The sequence below is a fragment of the Pseudomonas sp. OF001 genome (assembly GCF_904426495.1).
GTDB lineage: Bacteria > Pseudomonadota > Gammaproteobacteria > Pseudomonadales > Pseudomonadaceae > Geopseudomonas.
On the sequence record NZ_CAJGBM010000023.1, the window covers coordinates 270,407 to 293,571 of the forward strand.

At 68.2% G+C, this 23,165-nt stretch carries 18 protein-coding genes; 11 read left to right on the forward strand and 7 right to left on the reverse strand.

Features of this window, described 5'->3' with window-relative positions:
• Window positions 1-46: 46 nt before the first annotated feature.
• The 4 genes from RA210_RS14515 to RA210_RS14530 form a co-directional block, all read right to left on the reverse strand.
• Window positions 47-1,522 (reverse strand): efflux transporter outer membrane subunit, encoded by a 1,476-nt coding sequence (locus tag RA210_RS14515; protein ID WP_201486985.1) that lies wholly within the window; start codon window positions 1,520-1,522, stop codon window positions 47-49.
• Window positions 1,519-4,626 carry an efflux RND transporter permease subunit gene (locus RA210_RS14520; protein ID WP_201486986.1) on the reverse strand — a complete coding sequence of 1,036 codons (3,108 nt, stop codon included), beginning with the start codon at window positions 4,624-4,626 and terminating at the stop codon, window positions 1,519-1,521. The genes RA210_RS14515 and RA210_RS14520 overlap by 4 nt, the downstream gene beginning before the upstream one ends.
• 130 nt (window positions 4,627-4,756) lie before the next feature.
• On the reverse strand, window positions 4,757-7,849 hold the full coding sequence (locus RA210_RS14525) for an MdtB/MuxB family multidrug efflux RND transporter permease subunit (RefSeq protein ID WP_201486987.1): 3,093 nt from the start codon (window positions 7,847-7,849) through the stop codon (window positions 4,757-4,759).
• On the reverse strand, window positions 7,846-9,186 hold the full coding sequence (locus RA210_RS14530) for an MdtA/MuxA family multidrug efflux RND transporter periplasmic adaptor subunit (protein ID WP_201486988.1): 1,341 nt from the start codon (window positions 9,184-9,186) through the stop codon (window positions 7,846-7,848). The genes RA210_RS14525 and RA210_RS14530 overlap by 4 nt, the downstream gene beginning before the upstream one ends.
• A gap of 252 nt (window positions 9,187-9,438) precedes the next feature.
• On the opposite strand from RA210_RS14530, the gene RA210_RS14535 reads away from it, so the two are divergent.
• The 5 genes from RA210_RS14535 (at window position 9,439) to arcC (ending at window position 15,199) form a co-directional block, all read left to right on the forward strand.
• Window positions 9,439-9,795: a bacteriocin gene (locus RA210_RS14535; protein WP_201486989.1), complete on the forward strand. Its 357-nt coding sequence runs from the start codon at window positions 9,439-9,441 to the stop codon at window positions 9,793-9,795.
• A 246-nt stretch (window positions 9,796-10,041) separates the two neighbouring features.
• Window positions 10,042-11,778, forward strand: a complete 1,737-nt coding sequence (locus RA210_RS14540) for a SulP family inorganic anion transporter (RefSeq protein ID WP_201486990.1) — start codon at window positions 10,042-10,044, stop codon at window positions 11,776-11,778.
• 130 nt (window positions 11,779-11,908) lie between these two features.
• Window positions 11,909-13,162 (forward strand): arginine deiminase, encoded by a 1,254-nt coding sequence (gene arcA, locus RA210_RS14545; protein WP_442963401.1) that lies wholly within the window; start codon window positions 11,909-11,911, stop codon window positions 13,160-13,162.
• An 86-nt stretch (window positions 13,163-13,248) separates the two neighbouring features.
• The gene (locus tag RA210_RS14550; RefSeq protein WP_136488579.1) at window positions 13,249-14,259 is read left to right on the forward strand and encodes an ornithine carbamoyltransferase; all 1,011 of its coding nucleotides are present in this window, start codon (window positions 13,249-13,251) and stop codon (window positions 14,257-14,259) included.
• A gap of 13 nt (window positions 14,260-14,272) precedes the next feature.
• Window positions 14,273-15,199, forward strand: a complete 927-nt coding sequence (gene arcC, locus RA210_RS14555; protein WP_201486991.1) for a carbamate kinase — start codon at window positions 14,273-14,275, stop codon at window positions 15,197-15,199.
• Between the two features lie 68 nt (window positions 15,200-15,267).
• On the opposite strand, the gene ppk2 is transcribed toward arcC, so the two are convergent.
• Together ppk2 and tpx are read right to left on the reverse strand one after the other, a co-directional pair.
• Window positions 15,268-16,089 carry a polyphosphate kinase 2 gene (gene ppk2, locus RA210_RS14560; protein WP_201486992.1) on the reverse strand — a complete coding sequence of 274 codons (822 nt, stop codon included), beginning with the start codon at window positions 16,087-16,089 and terminating at the stop codon, window positions 15,268-15,270.
• A gap of 144 nt (window positions 16,090-16,233) precedes the next feature.
• Window positions 16,234-16,731, reverse strand: a complete 498-nt coding sequence (tpx, locus tag RA210_RS14565) for a thiol peroxidase (RefSeq protein WP_136488582.1) — start codon at window positions 16,729-16,731, stop codon at window positions 16,234-16,236.
• Window positions 16,732-16,947: 216 nt separating this feature from the next.
• Between tpx and xthA the strand changes: the two genes are divergently transcribed.
• The 3 genes from xthA to RA210_RS14580 all read left to right on the forward strand — a co-directional run bounded on the left by xthA (window position 16,948) and on the right by RA210_RS14580 (window position 19,639).
• On the forward strand, window positions 16,948-17,760 hold the full coding sequence (xthA, locus tag RA210_RS14570) for an exodeoxyribonuclease III (RefSeq protein ID WP_201486993.1): 813 nt from the start codon (window positions 16,948-16,950) through the stop codon (window positions 17,758-17,760).
• Window positions 17,761-17,860: 100 nt separating this feature from the next.
• Window positions 17,861-19,228: a substrate-binding domain-containing protein gene (locus RA210_RS14575; RefSeq protein ID WP_201486994.1), complete on the forward strand. Its 1,368-nt coding sequence runs from the start codon at window positions 17,861-17,863 to the stop codon at window positions 19,226-19,228.
• Window positions 19,229-19,360: 132 nt separating this feature from the next.
• On the forward strand, window positions 19,361-19,639 hold the full coding sequence (locus tag RA210_RS14580) for a peptidylprolyl isomerase (RefSeq protein ID WP_201486995.1): 279 nt from the start codon (window positions 19,361-19,363) through the stop codon (window positions 19,637-19,639).
• A 59-nt stretch (window positions 19,640-19,698) separates the two neighbouring features.
• On the opposite strand, the gene RA210_RS14585 is transcribed toward RA210_RS14580, so the two are convergent.
• On the reverse strand, window positions 19,699-20,847 hold the full coding sequence (locus RA210_RS14585; RefSeq protein ID WP_201486996.1) for a PilT/PilU family type 4a pilus ATPase: 1,149 nt from the start codon (window positions 20,845-20,847) through the stop codon (window positions 19,699-19,701).
• A 283-nt stretch (window positions 20,848-21,130) separates the two neighbouring features.
• On the opposite strand from RA210_RS14585, the gene RA210_RS14590 reads away from it, so the two are divergent.
• The 3 genes from RA210_RS14590 to RA210_RS14600 all read left to right on the forward strand — a co-directional run bounded on the left by RA210_RS14590 (window position 21,131) and on the right by RA210_RS14600 (window position 22,539).
• Complete coding sequence (locus RA210_RS14590; protein WP_136488586.1) at window positions 21,131-21,634, forward strand: hypothetical protein; 504 nt, start codon at window positions 21,131-21,133, stop codon at window positions 21,632-21,634.
• Window positions 21,635-21,891: 257 nt separating this feature from the next.
• Window positions 21,892-22,251 (forward strand): hypothetical protein, encoded by a 360-nt coding sequence (locus RA210_RS14595; protein WP_201486997.1) that lies wholly within the window; start codon window positions 21,892-21,894, stop codon window positions 22,249-22,251.
• A gap of 39 nt (window positions 22,252-22,290) precedes the next feature.
• Complete coding sequence (locus tag RA210_RS14600; protein ID WP_201486998.1) at window positions 22,291-22,539, forward strand: hypothetical protein; 249 nt, start codon at window positions 22,291-22,293, stop codon at window positions 22,537-22,539.
• The last annotated feature ends 626 nt before the right edge of the window (window positions 22,540-23,165 follow it).

Genomic DNA, 23,165 nt, shown 5'->3' on the forward strand with positions numbered 1-23,165 from the left:
TTTCCGTCCCAGCAAAGCTAGCCCAGAACCGGCGCCGCCGCGCGCCTCACCGCTGATCGGCGAGCTGCGCCTGCTCCTGCGCCACCCCGTCCCAGCCACCGCCGAGGGCGGCGATCAGCTGCACGCTGGCGGTCAGCCGGCTGCCGAGCAGGTCGAGTTGGGTGCGCTCGTTGGACAGCGCGGCGGTCTGCACGCTGACCACGCTGTTGTAGTCGATGGTGCCGGCCTTGTACTGGTTCTCCAGCAGGCGCAGCGACTCGCGGGCGGCGTCCAGCGCCTCCTGCTGCACGCCGCTCTCCTCCTCCAGCACGCGCAGCTGCACCAGGTAGTCCTCCACCTCGCGGAAGCTGTCCAGCACGGTCTGCCGGTAGCCGGCCACGGTCTGGTCGTAGCGCGCCTCGGCCTGGTCGACCTGCGAGCGGATCAGCCCGGCGTCGAACAGGGTCATGGCGAACTGCGGGCCGATCGACCAGAAGCGGTTGGGCGTGTTGATCCACTGGCCGAAGGTATCGCCGCGATAGCCGCCGGCGGCGCTCAGGCTGAGGCTGGGGAACCAGGCGGCCTTGGCCACGCCGATCTCGGCGTTGGCGCTCATCACCGCGCGCTCGGCGCTGGCCACGTCCGGACGGCGCTCGAGCAGCTGCGAGGGCACGCTGACCGGCACCTGCGGCAGCGCCGGCACGCCGTCCACCGCGGCCAGCTCGAACTCGGAAGGCGGCACGCCGATCAGCACGGCGATGGCGTGCTCCAGCTGGGCGCGCTGGTACCTGAGGTCGATGGCCTGGGCCTCGGTGCTTTTGAGCTGGGTGCGCGCCTGGGTGACGTCGGATTTGGGCACTATGCCGGCCTGATACTGGTTCTCGGTGAGCCTGAGCGAGCGGGCGTAGGCCGCCACCGTGGCGTCGAGCAGGCGCTGCTGCTCGTCGAGCACGCGCAGCTGCAGGTAGTTCTGCGCCAGCTCGGACTGCAGGCTCAGGCGCACCGCGGCCAGGTCGGCGGCGCTGGCCGACAGGCTGGCGTTGTCCGCTTCCAGCTGGCGGCGCAGCTTGCCCCACAGGTCCAGCTCCCAGTTGACGCCGAAGGTCAGGTCGTAGCTGGTGGAAATCCCGCCACCGCTGACGCCGCTGGACACCGGCGCGCCGCCGACGACCACCGTGCTGCGCCCTGCGCCCTGCCCCGAGCGGGTCTTGCTGGCGTCGGCACCCAGCGAGGGGAAGAACGAGGCGCGGGTGCCGCGCACCAGCGCCTGGGCCTCGCGGTACTGCGCCAGCGACTGGGCGAGGCTCTGGTTGGACCTTTCCAGGCGCTGCTGCAGCTCGTTGAGGGTGGCGTCGCCGTACAGCTCCCACCAGGCGCCGCGGGCCAGGGCATCGGCCGGCTCGGCGGCCTTCCAGCCCTCGGCCTGCCGGAACGCCGCCGGGGTGTTCAGCTCGGGACGCTGGTAGTCGGGGCCGATGGCGCAGCCGCTCAGGGCGAGCGCCAGCAGCAATGTGGGGGCAAGTTTGCAGACGGGGACGGTCATAACGGAGCTTCCAGTGCGGCATCGCTGGGCCGCCCGCGCCAGCGGTTGACGCGGTGGCGCAGGCGGTCGAGGTACAGGTAGACCACCGGGGTGGTGTAGAGGGTGAGCAGCTGGCTGAGGATCAGCCCGCCGACGATGGTCAGGCCCAGCGGCTGGCGCATCTCGGCGCCCTCGGCGGCGCCGAGCAGCAGCGGCAAGGCACCGAGGATCGCCGCCAGGGTGGTCATCACGATCGGCCGGAAGCGCAGCAGGCAGGCGCGGCGGATCGACTCCTGCGGGCTCAGCCGCTCGCTGCGCTCCAGCTGCAGGGCCAGGTCGATCATCAGGATGGCGTTCTTCTTCACCACGCCGATCAGGAGGAACAGGCCGAGCAGCGAGATCAGGCTGAACTGCCCGCCGGTGAGCTGGATGGCCAGCAGCGCGCCGACCCCGGCCGACGGCAGGGTGGAGAGGATGGTCAGCGGGTGGATGTAGCTCTCGTAGAGGATGCCGAGGACGATGTACACCAACAGCAGCGCGCCGAGGATCATCAGCGGCTGCGAGCTCTGGGCCTGCTGGAAGGCGCCACCGGTGCCACCCATCTTGCCCTGCACCTCGGTGGGCAGGTCGATCAGCGCCATGGCGCGCTCGATGGCGGTGGTCGCCTGTTCGAGGCTCACGCCCTCGGCGAGGGCGAAGCTGATGCTCTCGGCGGCGAAGGCGCCGTCGTGCTGCACGCGGTCCTCCTCCAGGCTGCGCTCCCAGCGGGCGAAGGTCGACAGCGGCACCTGCTGACCGTCGCTGCCGACCAGACGCACCTGGTCGAGCACCTCGGGGTGCCGGGCGTACTGCGGGTCGATCTCCATCACCACGCTGTACTGGTTGAGGCTCTCGTAGATGGTCGACACCTGACGCTGGCTGAAGGCGTTGTTGAGCAGCGTGGTGACCGTGCTCATGTCCACGCCCAGGCGCTTGGCGGCGTCGCGGTCGACCACCAGGGTGATCTGCTCGGCGCCCTCGCCTTCGTTGGCGTCGATGTCGGTGAGCTCCGGCAGGGTCTTCAGCGCATCGCGCACCTTCGGCAGCCAGGTGCGCAGGTCGTCCAGCTCGCTGGCCAGCAGCACGTACTCGTTCTCCGAGCTGCCGCCCTGGTGGCCGCCGAAGCGCAGGTCCTGGTCGGGCATCAGGAACAGCTGGCCGCCGGGCACCTTGGGCAAGGTGCGGCGCAGGCGCTCGGCCACCTGCTGGGCGCTGACGCCGCGCTCGGCCACGGGCTTGAGGCGCACGATCATGAAGGCGTTGTTGATCCCGCCGTCGCCGCCGATGAAGCCGGCCACGCTCTCCACCGCCGGGTCCCTGAGCACCGCGCGGCGGAAGATCTCCATCTTCGGCTGCATCACCTGGAACGACAGGCCGTCGTCGCCGCGGATGAAGCCGACCAGCTGGCCGGTGTCCTGCTGCGGCATGAAGGTCTTCGGCACGCTGACGAACAGCCAGACGTTCAGCGCGATGGTCGCCAGCAGGCTGAGCAGGGTTAGCAGCGAATGCCGCAGCGCCCACTCCAGGCTCACGCGGTAGAAGGCCAGCACCCGCTCCTGCACCCGGTTGCCCAGGCGCTGCAGGCGGTTCGGTTCGCGTTCGCCCGCCTCGGCGCGCAGCCAGCGCGCGCAGAGCATCGGCGTCAGGGTCAGCGACACCAGCAGGGAAATGACGATGGCCACCGTCAGGGTGATGGAGAACTCACGGAACAGCCGCTCGACGATGCCGCCCATGAACAGGATGGAAAGGAACACCGCCACCAGCGAGACGTTCATCGACAGCAGGGTGAAGCCGACCTCGCGCGAGCCCTTGAGCGCCGCGGCCAGCGGCTTCTCGCCGGCCTCGATGTGCCGGGCGATGTTCTCCAGCACCACGATGGCGTCGTCGACCACCAGACCGGTGGCGATGATCAGCGCCATCAAGGAGAGGTTGTTCAGCGAGAAGCCCAGGAGGTGCATGGCGGCGAAGCTGCCGACCAGCGACACCGGCACCGCCAGCGCCGGGATCAGCGCCGCGCGCCAGTGGCCGAGGAAGGCCAGCACCACCAGGATCACCAGGCCGACGGCGATCAGCAGGGTGCGCTCGGCCTCGTGCAGGGTGGCGCGGATGGTCGGCGAGCGATCCATCGCCACCGCCAGCTCGGCGCTGGCCGGCAGCACCGCGCGCAGCGCCGGCAGCTCGGCACGGATGCCCTCGATGGTCGCGATGATGTTGGCGTCGGCCTGGCGGTTGACCACCAGCAGCACCGCCTGCTCGTCGTTGTAGAAGCCGCTGTTGTAGCGGTTCTCCACGCTGTCGCGCACCGTGGCGACGTCACCCAGGCGGATCGCCGCACCGTCCTGGTGACGGATGATCAGCGGGATGTAGTCGGCGGCCTGCTCCAGTTGGTCGTTGCTGGCCACCTGCCAGTGGCGCGCGCCGGCCTCCAGCGCGCCCTTGGGCCCGCGCACGTTGGCGTCGCTGAGCGCCTGGCGCACGTCGTCGAGGGCCAGGCCGTACTGCTCGAGCAGGCGCGGCTGCAATTCGACGCGCACCGCCGGCAGCGAGCTGCCGCCGATCTGCACCTCGCCGACACCCGGTACCTGGGACAGCTTCTGCGCGACTATGGTCGAGGCGAAGTCGTACAGCTGGCCCTTCTCCAGCACTGGCGAGGTCAGCGACAGCACCATGATCGGTGCCTGCGAGGGGTTGACCTTGCGGTAGGTGGGCATGCTGCGCATGGCGCTGGGCAGCAGGTTGCGCGCGGCGTTGATCGCCGCCTGTACCTCGCGGGCGGCGGCGTTGATGTCGCGGCCCAGCTCGAACTGCAGGATGACCCGCGTCGAGCCCTGGCTGCTGCGGCTGGTCATCTGGCTGATGCCGGCGATGGTGCCGAGCGAGCGCTCCAGCGGCGTGGCCACGCTGGAGGCCATCACCTGCGGGCTGGCGCCGGGCAGGCTGGCCTGCACGGTGATCACCGGGAAGTCCATCTGCGGCAGCGGCGACACCGGCAGCAGACCGAAGCTCAAGGCGCCAGCCAGCAGGATCGCCAGGCTGAGCAGCAGGGTGGCGACCGGGCGGACGATGAAGGGGGCGGAGAGGTTCATGCCGGCCACCCCGTCAGGCGAATGAATTCGCCCCTACACGCTCGGCCCCTCCGTAGGGGCGAATTCATTCGCCCAGCGCCAGGCCGGCAGGCGCACGGCTTCGCCCCTGCGCCCGCATATGACCACCGACTCATACCGCCACCCCCGCCGCACTGCGCCCGGTGAAGCGCCGGCTCAGGCGGTCGAACCACAGGTAGATCACCGGGGTGGTCACCAGGGTCAGCACCTGGCTGACCAAGAGGCCGCCGACCATCACCAGGCCCAGCGGCTGGCGCAGCTCGGCGCCGGAGCCCGAGGCCAGCATCAGCGGGATGGCGCCGAACAGCGCGGCCAGGGTGGTCATCAGGATCGGCCGGAAGCGCAGCAGCGCCGCCTGGTGGATCGCCGCCTGCGGGTCCATGCCCTGGTAGCGCTCGGCCTCGAGGGCGAAGTCGATCATCATGATCGCGTTCTTCTTGACGATGCCGATCAGCAGGATGATGCCGATCACCGCGATCAGCCCCAGGTCGTTGCCGGAGACGAGCAGCGCCAGCAGCGCGCCGACCCCGGCCGAGGGCAGGGTCGAGAGGATGGTGATCGGGTGGATGTAGCTCTCGTAGAGCACGCCGAGCACGATGTACATGGTGACGATGGCGGCGAGGATCAGCCACAGGGTGCTCGACAGCGAGGCGCGGAACGCCTCGGCGGCGCCCTGGAAGCGGGTCTGCACGCCTTCCGGCAGGCCGATCTCGGCCTTGACCTGCTCGATGCGCGCCACCGCCTCGCCCAGCGCCACCCCCGGCGCCAGGTTGAACGACACGGTGACCGCCGGGAATTGGCCGATGCGGTTGACCTGCAGCGCGGTGGCACGCTCCTCGACGCGCACCAGGCTGGCCAGCGGCACCTGCACGCCATCGGTGCCGGCCACGTGGATCTCGCGCAGCGCATCCAGCCCGCGGTCGCGGGCACCCTGGCTCTCCAGCACCACGCGGTACTGGCTGGTCTGGGTAAAGATGGTGGAGATCTGCCGCTGGCCGAAGGCGTCGTACAACGCGCTGTCGATGGCGCTCATGGTCACGCCGAGGCGCCCGGCCAGGTCGCGGTCGATGGCCAGATACGCCTGCAGGCCGCGGGTCTGCAGGTCGCTGGTCACATCGCTGAGCTCGGCCAGCGGCTCCAGCGCCTCGACCAGACGCGGCGTCCACTCCTCGAGCAGCGCGGCGTCCGGCGACTCCAGGCTGAACTGGTACTGGGTGCGGCTGACGCGGTCCTCGATGGTCAGCTCCTGCACCGGCTGCAGGAACAGCTCGATGCCCGGCACCTGCGCCAGCGCGGGGCGCAGGCGCTCGATCACCTCGGCGGCGGTCAGATCGCGCTCGCCGTGCGGCACCAGGTTGATCTGCATGCGCCCGCTGTTGAGGGTGGCGTTGTCGCCGTCGACGCCGATGTAGGAGGACAGGCTGGCCACCGACGGATCGCGCAGGATCACCTCGGCCAGGCGCTGCTGGCGCTCGCTCATGGCCTTGAAGGAAATGCTCTGCGGCGCCTGGCTGATGCCCTGGATGGCGCCGACGTCCTGGATCGGGAAGAAGCCCTTGGGCACCGCCAGATACAGCAGCACGGTGAGGCCGAGAGTGGCCAGCGCGACCAGCAGGGTCACGCCCTGATGGCGCAGCACCCAGGTGAGACCTCCGTCGTAGCGGGCGATCAGCCAGTCGATCCAGGCGCCGCTGGCCTTGTAGAAGCGGCCCTGCTCGCCCTGCGGCTGATGCCTGAGCAGGCGCGCGCACATCATCGGCGTCAGGGTCAGCGACACCACCAGCGAGATGAGGATGGCCACCGCCAGGGTGATAGCGAACTCGCGGAACAGCCGCCCGACCACGTCGGCCATGAACAGCAGCGGGATCAGCACGGCGATCAGCGAGAAGGTCAGCGACACCAGGGTGAAGCCGATCTGCTTCGCCCCCTTGAGCGCGGCGTTGAGCGGCGTCTCGCCCTCCTCCAGATGGCGGGCGATGTTCTCCAGCATGACGATGGCGTCGTCGACCACGAAGCCGGTGGCGATGGTCAGCGCCATCAGAGTCAGGTTGTTGATCGAGAAGCCGGCCAGGTACATCACGGCGAAGGTGCCGATCAAGGACAGCGGCACGGCGATCGACGGGATCACCGTGGCGGCCAGGCGGCGCAGGAACAGGAAGGTCACCAGCACCACCAGGCCCACGGCCAGCAGCAGCTCGAACTGCACGTCGCGCACCGCGGCGCGGATGGTCTGGGTGCGGTCGCTGAGCACCGCCACCTCGACCCCGGCCGGCAGGCTGGCGGTGATCTGCGGCAACAGCGCCTGGATGCGGTCGACCACCTCGATGACGTTGGCGCCCGGCTGGCGCTGCACGTTGACCAGCACCGCGGCGTTCTGATTGGCCCAGGCGGCCAGGCGCTCGTTCTCGGCGCCGTCGGCCACCTCGGCGATGTCGCCCAGGCGCAGGGTGGCGCCGGCGCTGTAGGTCAGTACCAGGTCGCGGTACTCGGCGGCCGAACGCAGCTGGTCGTTGGCATCCAGCTGGGAGACGCGGGTCGGGCCGTCGAAGTTGCCCTTGGGCTGGTTGACGTTGGCAGCGTTGATCAGGCTGCGCACGTCACTCAGGTTGAGGCCGTAGGCGGCCAGCGCCTGCGGGTTGACGCGGATGCGTACCGCCGGGCGCTGACCACCGGCCAGGCTGACCAGGCCGACGCCGCTGATCTGCGCCAGCTTCTGCGCCATGCGCGTGTCGACCAGGTCGTTGACCTCGGGCAACGGCAGGGTCCGCGAGGTGATCGCCAGGGTCAGCACCGGGGTGTCGGCCGGGTTGACCTTGTTGTAGACCGGCGGCGCCGGCAGGTCATTGGGCAGCAGGTTGTTGGCCGCGTTGATCGCCGCCTGCACCTCCTGCTCGGCGACGTCCAGTTCGACGTCGAGGCCGAAGCGCAGGGTGATCACCGAGGCGCCGCCCGAGCTGGTCGAGGACATCTGCGCCAGGCCCGGCATCTGGCCGAACTGGCGCTCCAGCGGCGCGGTCACCGCGCTGCCCATCACCTCGGGGCTGGCGCCGGGATACAGGGTCAGCACGCGGATGGTCGGATAGTCGACCTGCGGCAGCGCCGCCACCGGCAGCTGGCGGTAGGCGATCAGCCCGGCGAGGAAGATCGCCACCATCAGCAGGGTGGTCGCCACCGGGCGCAGGATGAACGGGCGCGACAGGCTCATGCGGTGGGCTTCCGTGCCGGAGTGCCGTCAGCCGGCAGCGGCCGTTCGCCGCGCGGGTTGGCGCCCGGCTCGGCCTTGCCCGGTGCGACCGGCGGGGTGGCTTCCTTGAACGCGCCCTCCACCACCTCGACCGTGCTGCCCTCGCGCAGGCGGTCGGTGCCTTCCAGCACCACCTTCTCGCCGGCGGCCAGGCCCGCGCCGATCAGGCTCTGCTCGCCGTTGCTGGCGGCCACCTCGACCGGGCGCATCTTCACCTTGTTGCCTTCGCCCACCACATAGACGAAGGTGCCCGCCGAACCGAACTGCACCGCCGCCGCCGGCAGCAGCAGCGCGTCGCGGCGGGTCTCCAGCAGCAGGCGCACGTTGACGAACTGGTTGGGGAACAGGCGCTCGTCGGCGTTCTCGAAGCGCGCCTTGAGCTTGACCGTGCCAGTGGCGGTGTCGATCTGGTTGTCCAGGCTGGCCAGCATGCCCTCGGCCAGGCGCTGGCGCTCGCCGCGGTCCCAGGCCTCGACCTTGAGCGGCTCGCCGGCGCGATGGCGGGCCAGCAGAGCCGGCAGCTCGGCCTCCGGCAGGGTGAAGCTGACGGTGATCGGCGAGGTCTGGGTGATGGTCACCAGCGGCGTGGCATTGCCGGAGGTGACCAGGTTGCCGGCGTCGACCTGGCGCAGGCCCAGGCGACCGGCGATGGGCGCCTTGACCTCGGTGAACTCGAGGTTCAGGCGCGCCTCGGCCACCGCCGCCTGCAGGCTCTTGAGGCTGCCGCGCAGCTGCTCGACCGTGGCCTGCTGGCTGTCCAGGGTCTGCCTGGCGATGGAGTCCTCGGCGTACAGGCCCTGGTAGCGCTTGAGGTCCAGCTCCGCGTTCTTCAGCTCGGCGCGGCGCTCGGCGAGGTCGCCCTCGGCCTTGTCCAGCGCGGCGCGGTACGGCCGCGGGTCGATCTGCACCAGCACCTGGCCGGCCTTGACCTGCTGGCCTTCCTCGAACAGCACCCTGACCAGTTGGCCGTCGACGCGCGGCAGCACGTTGACGGTGTTGTAGGCGGTGACGGTGCCGAGGGCCTTGAGCTCCACCGGGAACTCGCCGAGTTTCGCCTCCGCCAGGCGCACCGGCACCGTGCCGCCGGCCATGTCGCGGAAACGCGGCCGTCCCGCCGGCGGCCCGCTCAGGCTGCCACTGCCCGGTCCGCGGGCACCGCCCGGTTGCGCGTCCTGCTCGTCGACTGGCCACAGCCACCAGGCCAGCGCGGCGGCCAGCGCGGCGGCCAGCAGCACTAGGGTTGCGCCGGCCAGCCAGCGGTTACGGGAAGAACGGGTCGGGAGGTCGAGTTCGGACATGGTGCAGGTCACTTTCCTTGGGAGCCTGAACGATAAGGCTTCTCAGTTGGAACGCAAAGGTTCTTTACCGGCACTTTACCTGCCGGCGGCGGGCATACGACAGGCAACCAAGACAAGTTTGTTCTCAAAGCGAACCTCTCCGCCTGGCAGTTGTCCCACCGTGAACCCGTTTCCATCCGGCTCGCCCGGCGTTGGACAAATGCCGGACGGGTCGGGACAATTCACCCGGTTTTCGTCCATGAGGTTCGCACCATGCGTAAAGCACTTTCCGTCCTGACCCTGAGCCTGCTGTGCGCCCAAGGCGCCATGGCCGATGGCACCACCCGTGCCGCGGTCGGCGGCGGCCTCGGCGGCGCCCTGGGCAACGTCCTCGGCCAGGCGGTCGGCGGCAAGACCGGCGCCGCGGTCGGCGCCGGCCTGGGCGCCGCCGCCGGCGGCGCGGTGACCGCCAAGAAGGGCCGCAAGACCGAGGCAGCCGTAGGCAGCGGCCTTGGCGCGGCCGGCGGCTCGCTGCTCGGCAACACCATCGGTGGCAGCACCGGCGGCGCCATCGGCGCAGGCCTCGGCGGCGCGGCCGGCGGCGCTCTCGGCAACAAGATGGGCCGTTGAGCAACGCCCCGGGCTCATCGCCCGACGCCACAAGCCGTGTGAAAGCCCCGAAGGGCTGACCACCAGCAAACGCCCCGACAGAGTTCGGGGCGTTTGTCATTCCGCCCCCCCTGAACGACTGCAAACTCGCGCTGCCACGGGGCGGCGAGCCGGCATGACGGCGAAACTCCGCCTAGCCTTCTTATCGATGCCCAACCGCCAAGCCCCTCGAGCCGGCTCCCTGTGCTCGCCAAGGACGCTTCCGTCATGCGCTCCCCGCCTCCGTTGCCATCGCCCCGCTCCACCCCCAGCTCCTGGCTGCGCTGGCTGCCCGGCCTGCTGATGCTCAGGCAATACCAGCCGGAATGGCTGCCCAAGGACCTGGCCGCCGGCCTGGTGCTGACCTCCATGCTGGTGCCGGTCGGCATCGCCTACGCCGAGGCCTCCGGGGTGCCGGGCATCTACGGCCTGTACGCCACCATTGTGCCGCTGCTGGCCTACGCCCTGTTCGGCCCCAGCCGCATCCTGGTGCTCGGCCCCGACTCCTCGCTGGCCGCGCCCATCCTCGCCGTGGTGCTGCCGCTCTCCGGCGGCGACCCGATGCGCGCCATCACCCTGGCCAGCATGATGGCGGTGGTCTCCGGCGTGGTGTGCATCGCCGTCGGTCTGCTGCGCCTGGGCTTCATCACCGAGCTGCTGTCCAAGCCGATCCGCTACGGCTACATGAACGGCATCGCCCTGATCGTGCTGATCGCCCAGACGCCCAAGCTGTTCGGCATTTCCATCGAGGGCGAAGGCCCCCTGCTCGATCTCTGGCACCTGGTCGAAGCCATAGCCACCGACCAGGCCAACTGGTACAGCTTCGCCGTCGGCGGCGGCAGCCTGGCGCTGATCCTGCTGCTCAAGCCGTTCAAGCAGCTGCCGGGCATCCTCATCGTGGTGATCCTCGCCACCGTGGCGGTCGGCCTCCTCAATCTCGACAAGCACGGCGTCAAGGTGCTGGGCGACCTGCCCCAGGGCCTGCCCAGCTTCGTCCTGCCCTGGCTCAGCGGCGTGGACATCGCCACCGTGGTGCTCGGCGGCTGCGCCGTGGCCATCGTCTCCTTCGCCGACACCAGCGTGCTGTCGCGCACCTACGCCGCGCGCACCCAGACCCCGGTCGACCCCAACCAGGAGATGGTCGGCCTGGGGGCCGCCAACCTCGCCGCCGGCCTGTTCCAGGGCTTCCCGATCAGCAGCAGCTCCTCGCGCACGCCGGTGGCCGAGGCGGCCGGCTCGCAGACCCAGCTGACCGGCGTGGTCGGCGCCCTCGCCGTGGCGGCGCTGCTTCTGGTCGCTCCGCAGCTGATGCGCTACCTGCCGAGCAGCGCCCTGGCCGCGGTGGTGATCGCCGCGGTGCTCGGCCTGTTCGAGTTCGCCGATCTCAAGCGGATCTTTCGCATCCAGCGCTGGGAGTTCTGGCTGTCGATGGCCTGCTTCGCCGGAGTCGCCGTGTTCGGCGCCATTCCCGGCATCTGCCTGGCCGTGGGGATCGCCGTGCTCGAGTACCTGTGGGACGGCTGGCGCCCGCACTACGCCATCCTCGGCCGGGTCGCCGGCATCCGCGGTTATCACGATGTGAAGCGCTATCCGGACGCGCGCCGGGTGCCCGGCCTGGTGCTGTTCCGCTGGGATGCGCCGCTGTTCTTCGCCAACGCCGAGCTGTTCCGCGAGTGCCTGATGGAGGCCATCGAGGAGTCGCCCAGCGCGGTAAGGCGGGTGGTAGTGACCGCCGAGCCGGTCACCAGCATCGACGTCACCTCAGCCGACATGCTCGCCGAGCTGTGCCAGACACTGCGCGAGCGCGGCATCGAGCTGCACTTCGCCGAGATGAAGGACCCGGTCAAGGACAAGTTCAAGCGCTTCGGGCTGCTGGAAGTGTTCGGCGACAACGTCTTCCAGCCCACCGTGGGCGCCGGCGTGGACGACTATCTGGCCGATCACGGGGTGGACTGGACGCCCTGAACCGGCACGCCTGCGCGCATCCGGCCGGCGTGACAGGGCCGATCGTCAGCCGCGTGGCGTGGCTGCTGGCATTGTCGCCAGCCCTCTCTACGCTTGCTCTTCATCAGCTCCACGCGAAGAGGGGATCTCGATGTCCAGGCGAAAACTCGGCGTTCATTCCGAAGCCGGCAAGCTGCACAAGGTGATGGTCTGCTCGCCGGGCCTGGCGCACCTGCGCCTGACCCCGAACAACTGCGACGAACTGCTGTTCGACGACGTGATCTGGGTGTCCCAGGCCAAGCGCGACCACTTCGACTTCGCCGCCAAGATGCAGGACCGCGGCGTCGAGGTGGTGGAGATGCACAACCTGCTGGCCGAAACCCTGCAGGACAAGGAGGCGCTGAAGTGGATCCTCGACCGCAAGCTGTCGGCCAACCAGGTCGGCGTCGGTTTCGGCGAGGAAATGCGCAGCTGGCTGGAAGGCCTGGAAGCCCGCCAGCTGGCCGACTTCCTGATCGGCGGCGTCTCGGCCGCCGACCTGCAGAAGGGCCTCGGCGCCAGCAGCGTGGTGAAGATGCTCTGCGACTTCCTCGGCCACACCAGCTTCATCCTGCCGCCGCTGCCCAACACCCAGTTCACCCGCGACACCACCTGCTGGATCTACGGCGGGGTGACCCTCAACCCGATGTACTGGCCGGCGCGCCGCCAGGAAACCCTGCTGACCACGGCGATCTACCGGTTCCACCCGGACTTCGCCAAGGCCGAGTTCGACATCTGGTGGGGCAACCCGGACGAGGACCATGGCGCCGCCACGCTGGAGGGCGGCGACGTGATGCCGGTGGGCAACGGCGTGGTGCTGATCGGCATGGGCGAGCGCACCTCGCGCCAGGCCATCGGCCAGGTGGCCCGGGCGCTGTTCGCCAAGGGCGCGGCCCAGCGGGTGGTGGTCGCCGGCATGCCCAGGTCGCGCGCCGCCATGCACCTGGACACCGTGTTCACCTTCTGCGACCGCGACCTGGTCACCGTCTTCCCCGAAGTGGTCAACCAGATCGTGCCGTTCAGCATCCGCCCCGACCCCGGCAAGCCGGGCGGGATGGATATCCGCCGCGAGGACCGGCACTTCATCGCGGTGGTCGCCGAGGCCCTCGGCCTCAAGCAGCTGCGCGTGGTCGAGACCGGCGGCGACGCCTACGAGGCCGAGCGCGAGCAGTGGGACGACGGCAACAACGTGGTCTGCCTGTCCCCCGGCGTGGTGGTCGGCTACGACCGCAACACCTTTACCAACACCCTGCTGCGCAAGGCGGGGGTGGAGGTGGTGACCATCAGCGCCAGCGAGCTGGGCCGCGGCCGCGGCGGCGGCCACTGCATGACCTGCCCGATCATCCGCGACGCGGTCGACTACTGAGGGAGCGGCGTGGCGGCCCCCGCCGGCCGCCGCGCCACTCCGAGCCCCTACCGGTCCTCTCCCGCTTTCTCACGAGGTGATCCGTCATGGCGTTCAACATGCACAACCGCCACCTGCTCAGCCTGATGCACCACAGCAGCCGCGAGCTGCGCTACCTGCTGGACCTGTCGCGCGACCTCAAGCGCGCCAAATACACCGGCACCGAGCAGCAGCACCTCAGGCGCAAGAACATCGCACTGATCTTCGAGAAGACCTCGACCCGCACCCGCTGCGCCTTCGAGGTGGCCGCCTACGACCAGGGCGCCAACGTCACCTACATCGACCCCACCTCCTCGCAGATCGGCCACAAGGAGAGCATGAAGGACACCGCCCGCGTGCTGGGGCGCATGTACGACGCCATCGAGTACCGCGGCTTCAGGCAGGAAATCGTCGAGGAACTGGCGCAGTACGCCGGCGTGCCGGTGTTCAACGGCCTGACCGACGAATACCACCCGACCCAGATGCTCGCCGACGTGCTGACCATGCGCGAGCACAGCGACAAGCCGCTGCACGACATCAGCTACGCCTACCTGGGCGATGCGCGCAACAACATGGGCAACTCGCTGCTGCTGATCGGCGCCAAGCTGGGCATGGATGTGCGCATCGCCGCACCCAGGGCGCTGTGGCCGAGCGACGAGCACGTCGCCGCCTGCCGCCGGTTCGCCGAGGAGACCGGCGCCCGCATCACGCTCACCGAAGATGCCAAAGCTGCGGTCAAGGGCGTGGACTTCGTGCATACCGACGTCTGGGTGTCGATGGGCGAGCCGGTGGAAGCCTGGGGCGAGCGCATCAAGCTGCTGCTGCCCTACCAGGTCAGCGCGGAGCTGATGAGGGCCGCCGGCAACCCGCGGGTCAAGTTCATGCACTGCCTGCCGGCCTTCCACAACAGCGAGACCAAGGTCGGCAAGCAGATCGCCGCGCAGTACCCGCAGCTGGCCAACGGCATCGAGGTGACCGAGGACGTCTTCGAGTCGCCCTGGTGCATCGCCTTCGAGCAGGCGGAGAACCGCATGCATACCATCAAGGCGATCCTGGTCGCGACCCTGGCTGACGTCTGAGAGGAGAAGCCGCATGCGACTAGTCATAGCCCTGGGCGGCAACGCCCTGCTGCGTCGCGGCGAGGCCATGACCGCGGAGAACCAGCGCGACAACGTGCGCATCGCCTGCACGCAGATCGCCAGGGTAGCCACCGGCAACCAGCTGGTGATCGCCCACGGCAACGGCCCGCAGGTCGGCCTGCTGGCCCTGCAGGGCGCGGCCTACGATGCCGCCAACCCCTACCCGCTCGACGTGCTCGGCGCCGAGACCGAAGGCATGATCGGCTACATGATCGAGCAGGAACTGGGCAACCTGCTGCCGGCCGAGGTGCCCTTCGCCACCATCCTCACCCAGGTGGTGGTGGACGGCGCCGACCCGGCCTTCCACAAGCCGAGCAAGCCGATCGGGCCGGTCTACTCGAAGGAGGAAGCCGAGCACCTGGCCCGCGACAAGGGCTGGAGCATCGCCCCCGATGGCGACCAGTTCCGCCGCGTGGTGCCCAGCCCGCGCCCGCAGCGGATCATCGAGATCCGCCCGATCCAGTGGCTGCTGGAGAAGGGTTCGGTGGTGATCTGCGCCGGCGGCGGCGGCATCCCGACCCTGTACCGCGACGGCAAGCTGCACGGCGTGGAGGCGGTGATCGACAAGGACCTCTGCTCGGCCCTGCTGGCCCGGCAGCTGGACTGCGACCTGCTGGTGATCGCCACCGACGTCGACGCGGCCTATGTCGACTGGGGCCAGCCGACGCAGAAGGCCATCGCCGAGGCCCATCCGGACGAGCTGGAGCGCCTCGGCTTCGCCGCCGGCTCCATGGGCCCCAAGGTGCAGGCCGCCTGCGAGTTCGCCCGCCTCACCGGCCGGGTGGCGGTGATCGGCTCGCTGGCCCAGATCGAGGCCATCGTCCAGGGTCGCGCCGGCACCCGCGTCAGCACCGAGCGCGCGGGCGTGACCTTCCGCTGAGCGTCAGTGCCCGGAGCAGGCCCGCCGGCATCAGCCCGCGGGCCTTCTTCCCGTTGCGTGCCGCCGCCTCAGAAACGCTCCTCGACCATCCGGAACGGATAGGACGCGCCCTGGTAATGGCCGACCTTGCGCTTGGGCAGCTTGACCTTCTCTTCCTGGCTGAGATCCTTGTAGGGAACGTGCTGGAGCAGGTGGCTGATGATGTTCAGGCGCACCCGGCGCTTCTCCTCGGACCGGGCCACGTACCAGGGGGCCCAGGAGGTGTCGGTGGCGGCGAACATCTCGTCGCGGGCGCGGGTGTAGTCGTCCCAGCGGCTGAACGACTTGAGGTCCATGGGCGACAGTTTCCAGATCTTGCGCCCGTCGTGGATGCGGTCGGCGAGGCGGCGCTCCTGCTCCTCGGCGCTGACCTCCAGCCAGTACTTGATGAGGATGATCCCGGACTCGATCATCATCTTCTCGAACAGCGGCACCACGTTGAGGAAGCGCTCCGCCTGCTCCTCGCTGCAGAAGCCCATCACCCGCTCGACGCCGGCGCGGTTGTACCAGCTGCGGTCGAAGATCACCACCTCGCCGGCCGCCGGCAGGTGCGCCAGGTAACGCTGCCCGTACATCTGGGTCTTTTCCCGGTCACTGGGCGCCGGCAGCGCCACCACGCGGAACACCCGCGGGCTGACCCGCTCGGTGAGCGCCTTGATCGTGCCGCCCTTGCCGGCGCCGTCGCGCCCCTCGAAGACGACGCAGACCTTGAGGCCCTTGGCCACCACCCACTGCTGCAGCTTGACCAGCTCGACGTGCAGCTTGCGCAGCTCTTCCTCGTACTCCTTGCGACCCAGTCTTTCCCGCTCCGCCGGGATAGCCGCCACGTCCTTCTTCTTGCCCTTGGCCATTCTCTCCGCCCCTTCAGCTTGAACTTTCCTCTAAACGCTAGCTGATGGATCGGCGGCTGCACGGGGCCGGCGACAGGCGCCGATCACGGATGCCCGGCAGCTCAACCCGATGGGCCGCCAAGCAGCCCATCGGGAGAGGGCGGATCAGAGCACGGCCAGCGCCGCCGCGTAATCCGGCTCGTCGGCGATCTCGGCGACCAGTTCGCGGTGCAGGACCTTGTCGTGCTCGTCGAGCACCACCACGGCACGGGCGGCCAGGCCGGCCAGCGGGCCTTCGGCGATGGCCACGCCGTAGTCCTCGAGGAATTCGCGGCCACGCAGCATGGACAGGTTGACCACGTTGTCCAGACCTTCGCTGGCGCAGAAGCGCTTCTGGGCGAACGGCAGGTCGGCGGAGACGCACAGCACCACGGTGTTGTCCAGGTTGCCCGCCTCCTGGTTGAACTTGCGCACCGAGGTGGCGCAGGTGGGAGTGTCCACGCTCGGGAAGATGTTGAGCACCTTGCGCTTGCCGGCGAAGTCGGCCAGGGTGCGGTCGGACAGATCGGAGCCCACCAGGCGGAAGGCCGGGGCCTGGCTGCCGACCTGCGGCAGGTTGCCGTCGACACGTACCGGGTTGCCTTTGAGGGTCACTTGGGACATTGCTTTTATCCTTTATCTTCAAAGAGTTAAGCGCGGAACCTGAAGTGCCGCACGAGAATTCATGCCTCACCCCGGCGCGCCGGCGGTGTGCCGGCAAAGCCTAGCACGCGGCAGCGCAGGCAAATCCATGCAGTTTGCGCAGGTACCGGCGGTGGCCGCCCGCACGCCGGATCGGCTAGCATCGCCGCCGTACACCTCGCACGGAACCCGCACCGCATGAAACTTGTTTCCTTCAATATCAATGGCTTGCGCGCACGACCTCATCAACTGGCTGAACTGATCGAGCGCCACCAGCCGGACGTCATCGGCCTGCAGGAAACCAAGGTGGCGGACGAGCAGTTCCCCCGTGCCGAAGTCGAGGCGCTGGGCTACCACGTCGAGTACCACGGCCAGAAGGGTCACTACGGCGTCGCCCTGATGTCGCGCCAGGCGCCGCAGAACCTGGTCAAGGGCTTCCCATGGGACGGCGAGGAATCGCAGCGCCGCTTCATCGGCGCCACCTTCCTCGACGCGCAGGGCCAGCCGCTGCACGTGTTCAACGGCTACTTCCCGCAGGGCGAGAGCCGCAGCCACACAGTCAAGTTCCCGGCCAAGACGCAGTTCTACGCCGACCTGCAGCGCCTGCTGGAGGAACAGTTCAGCCCCGAACAGGCCCTGGTAGTGATGGGCGACTTCAACATTTCGCCGAAGGATCTCGATATCGGCATAGGTGCGGAAAACGCCAGGCGCTGGCTGCGCAGCGGCAAGTGCAGCTTCCTGCCCGAGGAGCGCGAGTGGATGGAGCGCCTGTACGCCTGGGGCCTGGTCGACAGCTTCCGCGCCCTGCACCCGCAAGTGAACGACCGCTTCAGCTGGTTCGACTACCGCAGCCGCGGCTTCGAGGACCAGCCCAAGCGCGGCCTGCGCATCGACCTGATCATGACCTCGGCCGGCCTGACCCCGCGCCTCAAGGCAGCCGGCATCGACTACGACCTGCGCGGCATGGAAAAACCCTCCGACCACGCGCCGGTGTGGCTCGAGCTGATGTGACGCAGTTCACGCTCATTCCGCCACCATGTAACGGAACGGTCATCGTACTGACTTAATCTGCGCGGCATTCCAGACCTGACCAACAAGGTTTCCTGCCGCCATGTCGTGCTTCTCCCGCCCGTTCGCTTCCCCAGCCCGCCTGCTGTTCGGCGGGCTGCTGGCCCTGTCCCTGCCGGCCACCAGCCTCGCCGCCCTGCCCCTGCCCGCCGACGGCAAGGCGGCCCTGCACATGCAGGGCTCCAACACCATCGGCGACAAGCTGGGGCCGGCGCTGGTGAGCGGCCTGCTGGAGAAGGAAGGCTTCAGCAAGGTCCGCATCGAGAACAGCGGCGAGAACGAGCAGCGCGTCACCGGCTTCGATGCCAAGGGCCGTCTGGTCAGCATCGAGGTGGCCGCCCACGGCTCGGGCACCGGCTTCGTCGCCCTGGGTAACGACAGCGCCGAACTGGCCGCCTCGTCGCGTCCGATCAAGGACAGCGAGGCCGCCAGCCTCGCCCGCCTCGGCGACCTGAAGAGCCCCGAGGGCGAGCAGGTGATCGCCATCGACGGCCTGGCGGTGATCCTCCATCCGTCCAACCCGCTGGCCGCCCTGTCGGTGGCGCAGCTGGCCCGGGTGTTCGCCGGCGAGGTGAAGACCTGGGAGGAACTGGGCGGCCGCGGCGGCGCGATCCACCTGTACGCCCGCGACGACAACTCCGGCACCTGGGACACCTTCAAGGAACTGGTGCTGGCCAGCCAGGGCAAGAGCCTGGCCGCCGGCGCCCAGCGCTTCGAATCGAGCACCAGGCTGTCCGACGCGGTCAGCCAGGACCCGCAGGGCATTGGCTTCATCGGCCTGCCCTACATCCGCCAGGCCAGGCCGCTGGCGATCAGCGCCGGCGACTCGCAGCCGATGCTGCCGAGCACCGAGCTGGTGGCCACCGAGGACTACCCGCTGTCGCGGCGCCTGTTCCTCTACATGAAGCCGGGTGAAGGCAACCCCTGGGCCCAGGAGCTGGTGCGCTTCGCCCACAGCCCGCGCGGCCAGGAAATCGTCGCCCAGAGCGGCTTCATCGCCCAGACCGTCAAGGCCATGAAGGTCGAGGCCCATGGCGAGATGCCGGACAGCTACCGCGAACTGGTGAACAACGCCCAGCGCCTGGCGGTCAACTTCCGCTTCGCCGAGGGCAGCGCCGAGCTCGACAACAAGGCGCTGCGCGACCTGCGCCGGGTGCTGCGCTATCTGCGCGACAACGACAAGCTGATGAGCCAGGTGGCGCTGGTCGGCTTCGGCGATCCGAAGCACGAGGACCGCGACCGCACCCTGCTGCTGTCCAAGCTGCGCGCCATGGCCGTGCAGCGCGAGCTGGTCAAGGGCGGCGTGCTGGTGCGCTCGATCGACGGCCTGGGCGACGCCCTGCCGGTGGCCGCCAACGACGGCGAGGACGGCCGCCGCAAGAACCGCCGCGTGGAAGTCTGGGTGTACTGATCCCAGCGCTGCTGCGCCGCAGAGGCCGCTGCCACCACCGGTGCCAGCGGCCTCTTTCCGTCCGGCTGACATGACCGGCCGGGGTGGGCGCGCTACACTGCGCGCCCCGCAAGCATCCCGAGGAGTCCCCCGATGGCCATCGCCATGGCTCGCCACATCCTGGTCAAGACCGCCGCCGAGGCCGAGCAGCTCAAGCTGCGCCTGGCCAAGGGCGAGGACTTCGCCACCCTGGCGCGACGCCACTCGTTCTGCCCCTCGCGCAAGCGCGGCGGCGACCTCGGCGAGATCCGCCCGGGGCAGATGGTCAAGCCGTTCGAGAACGTGGTGTTCCGCAAGCCGCTGCACCAGGTGCAGGGACCGGTGAAGACCCAGTTCGGCTGGCACCTGGTGCTGGTGTACTTCCGCAGCTGAAACGACAGGGCCGGAAGCGGTTTCCCGGTTCCGGCCCTGCGCTGTCCCCCCGCCGCGGCTCAGAAGAACTGCGGCTCCTCTTCCTCGTCCGCCGTCGGTGCCAGGCTCCAGGTCGAGGTATCGTCGGGCTTGGCCTGGCTGCCCTCGCCGTCGCGGTGCAGCTTGAGCTTGAGGCGCACGTTGTTCGCCGAGTCGGCGTTCTTCACCGCTTCCTCCTCGTCGATCGCGCCCTCGTTGACCAGATCGATCAGCGCCTGGTCGAAGGTCTGCATGCCCAGCGGCCGCGACTTCTCCATGACCTCCTTGATCAGACTGAACTCGCCGCGCTTGACCAGATCGCGGATGGTCGCGGTGCCCAGCAGCACCTCCACCGCCGCGCGGCGCTTGCCGTCGACGGTCTTGACCAGGCGCTGGGAAACGAACGCCTTGAGGTTGTTGCCGAGGTCGTTGAGCAGCTGCGGGCGACGCTCCTCGGGGAAGAAGTTGATGATGCGGTCCAGCGCCTGGTTGGCGTTGTTGGCGTGCAGGGTGGAGATCGCCAGGTGGCCGGTCTCGGCGAAGGCCAGGGCGTGCTCCATGGTCTCGCGGTCGCGGATCTCGCCGATCAGGATCACGTCCGGCGCCTGGCGCAGGGTGTTCTTCAGCGCGGCCTGGAAGCTGCGGGTATCCACCCCCACCTCGCGCTGGTTGATGATCGACTTCTTGTGCCGGTGCACGTACTCCACCGGGTCCTCGATGGTGATGATGTGGCCGCTGTGGTTGCGGTTGCGGTGGTCGATCAGCGCCGCCAGCGAAGTCGACTTGCCCGAGCCGGTACCCCCGACGAACAGCACCAGGCCGCGCTTCTCGAGGATCACGTCGAGCAGCACCGGCGGCAGTTTGAGATCCTCGAAGCGCGGGATGTCGAGCTTGATGTTGCGCGCGACTATCGACACCTCGTTGCGCTGCTTGAAGATGTTGACCCGGAAGCGCCCGACGTTGGGCAGCGAGATCGCCAGGTTCATCTCCAGCTCGCGCTCGAAGTCCGCCCGCTGCTCGGCGTCCATCAGTTCGTGGGCAATCTTCGCCACATCGCCGGGTGCCATCACGTCCTTGTTCAGGGCGCGCAGCACTCCGTTGAACTTGGCGCAGGGCGGCGCGCCGGTCGACAGGTAGAGGTCCGATCCATCCTGGCTGGCCAGGATGCGCAGCATTGCCGTGATGTCCATCGAGAAAACCGCCATAACCGATTGATCTGAAAAGGCCATCATTCTGCATCAAGTGAATGCGTGACTCTCGTCACAGATGTCGGGATTGAGAAGCCGTCGATCATTTGGCGGCATTCGCCGCCGCCCGCCCCGCGCAGAAGCCTGCAGCACGCAGCCGGCAACCAGTCTGTCGAGACTGCCGCCACAACCGGGCAGGTCACGGAAAGCCCGCGCTTGACCGCCTCCCGGAAAAACCGGACACCCACTGACCCAGATCAATACCGGGGAAAGTTGGATCCATGCTATGAGTTTGCGCGCGCTGAAAATGCGCCATTCCAACCAGACAAAACAGACGAAAGGGACTTTTATGCAATCACTCAGGCACTCGTCAGCCATTGAAATTGCTAAAGAGCTGGATCAATTCAAGCGAAAGTGGAATCGCATCTCACAGATATTTCAGGAGAACGCCGAACTCTGGCACAAGATTGCACCGCAGCACTTCTCGGGAATGCTCGCCATCACCCCCGCCAAGCCTGGCGATACGCGCCTGTTCGCCACCACGCTGGGCAACAAGGAGTTCGCCATCGGGCTGACCTCCAGAGTGCTCAATGGGGATATCTGCGGCCGAATAACCGCCAGCCTCCTCGATCACACCGGCAAGCCCAAGACCCTCGTCTGCGAGGCCTTCATCAATGCGGACGGGCAGATCCTCAGTACCGACGGCGAGAAACTCATCGACATGTACGAGAGCGACTCCCCCGGATATCGCCTGCTCGCCGAAATCGTCTACAAGGTCATATCCTTCTGAAGATGCCGCGAAGTAGCGCGCCGCTTCTCCTCGGCCGGTCCGGCGAACCGATAGACAAGGGATTGCATGTCGGTCATGCGGGCTACTTCATCGATTCGGCAGCAGTCCTTTCCTGCTGAAGGATATCTGGCGAGGTGCCGGCCCGCTCCGGGCCGCACCCCGCCTTCCCTGCCTCGCCAGCACACCCGGCTCACGCTACCGCTGCGGCGCAGCCTTGTCTGCCCGGACACCCGTCATCGGCCCGCGTACAACTGCCGATGCACCTGTGCGACAATTGGCGGCATATCAGCCATGCGCAGTACAGCGGGACGGCCGCAGCGACGAAGGCTGCAGTGGGCGCCGGTGCCGTTGTCGGATCAGCTTTCGCTGACGACACCCCAAGCCCGCCCCCGGGCACTGCTACTCCGGCCATCGAACAGCTTCGGACTGCCAATGCGCTGACCGATGCCGCCTATGCCATGGATCTTCCATCGCAGAGCGCTGGAAGAATTCGGCGACTCAAGATGAATGAGCTGGCCACGATCCATGAGGCTCTCGGCGACTGGGCGCGAATCTCGCCGTCCACCACTGCTGAGGAGCGGGTCATGAAGGCATACATCGCGATCATTTCGCCGTAACGCAAGCTGGCCGCAGCCACTACTCAAGGAAGAGCACAGATGTCCAACCACACCGAAGACCTCGCCCCACTTCTCCTGGACCTTCATGCCCAGATCGTAGGGATGCGCAACGTCCTGCATGTCCTCATCGAAACCCACCCTGATCGCCAGAAGGTCGATGCCCTCCTGGCAGATTACCGGCTTCGCATTGAGGCCGTGCTGGGCCCATCAGTCGCCTCGGATGCGGTTATTGAGACCTGCCTAGGTCTAGTTGACGCAATGCGCGCATCTGCCCAGAAAACTCCCTGAGCTTCACGGCATCGTGTTCGGCTGACGCCTGCTCACGAGCCTCGATCATGGGCAGCAGCTTTTCGAAAAGGCGCTCGAGGAACGCCTTTGTTCTCCAGCAGGCTGTCCAGATCGATACCGGAATGATCGTTGCTCATACTCCACCTCGATTGGTTGGCAGTTCATCCCGCCGACGCCATGTGACTTGCGCCGGCAGGCAAGGCTGGACCACTCCGCCTGCGCCTCCCTCGCTCCCCTGAAGCACCGTGAGTCGCACTCTGCACTGGTCCACGCCGCTCGGGCAATACCTGCAGCAACACATCGATAGGTTTGAGAATCCATGATCTACGTCAGCATCATGCCAACGGATATCGTGACATAGTTCTTGGTTGCGAACGGATGTTCGTCACGCTTCATGAATCCCGCAAATGGAACTTCAGGGACTACCATGCTGAGCAATAACACCAAGAAAACCGAAACGCAGTCACCCTCTACCCAGCACTCCTCCTCGCTGCTCAAGCGATGGAAGTGGGCATACCGCAAGATCCGCAGCCTTGGCTGCCGCAGCACATCGTCAGCCTGGCATGCGACCCGCTTCGCACTCTTCGGCAGCAGCGGGCGATTCTTCAGCTCTCGAGGATGGACCA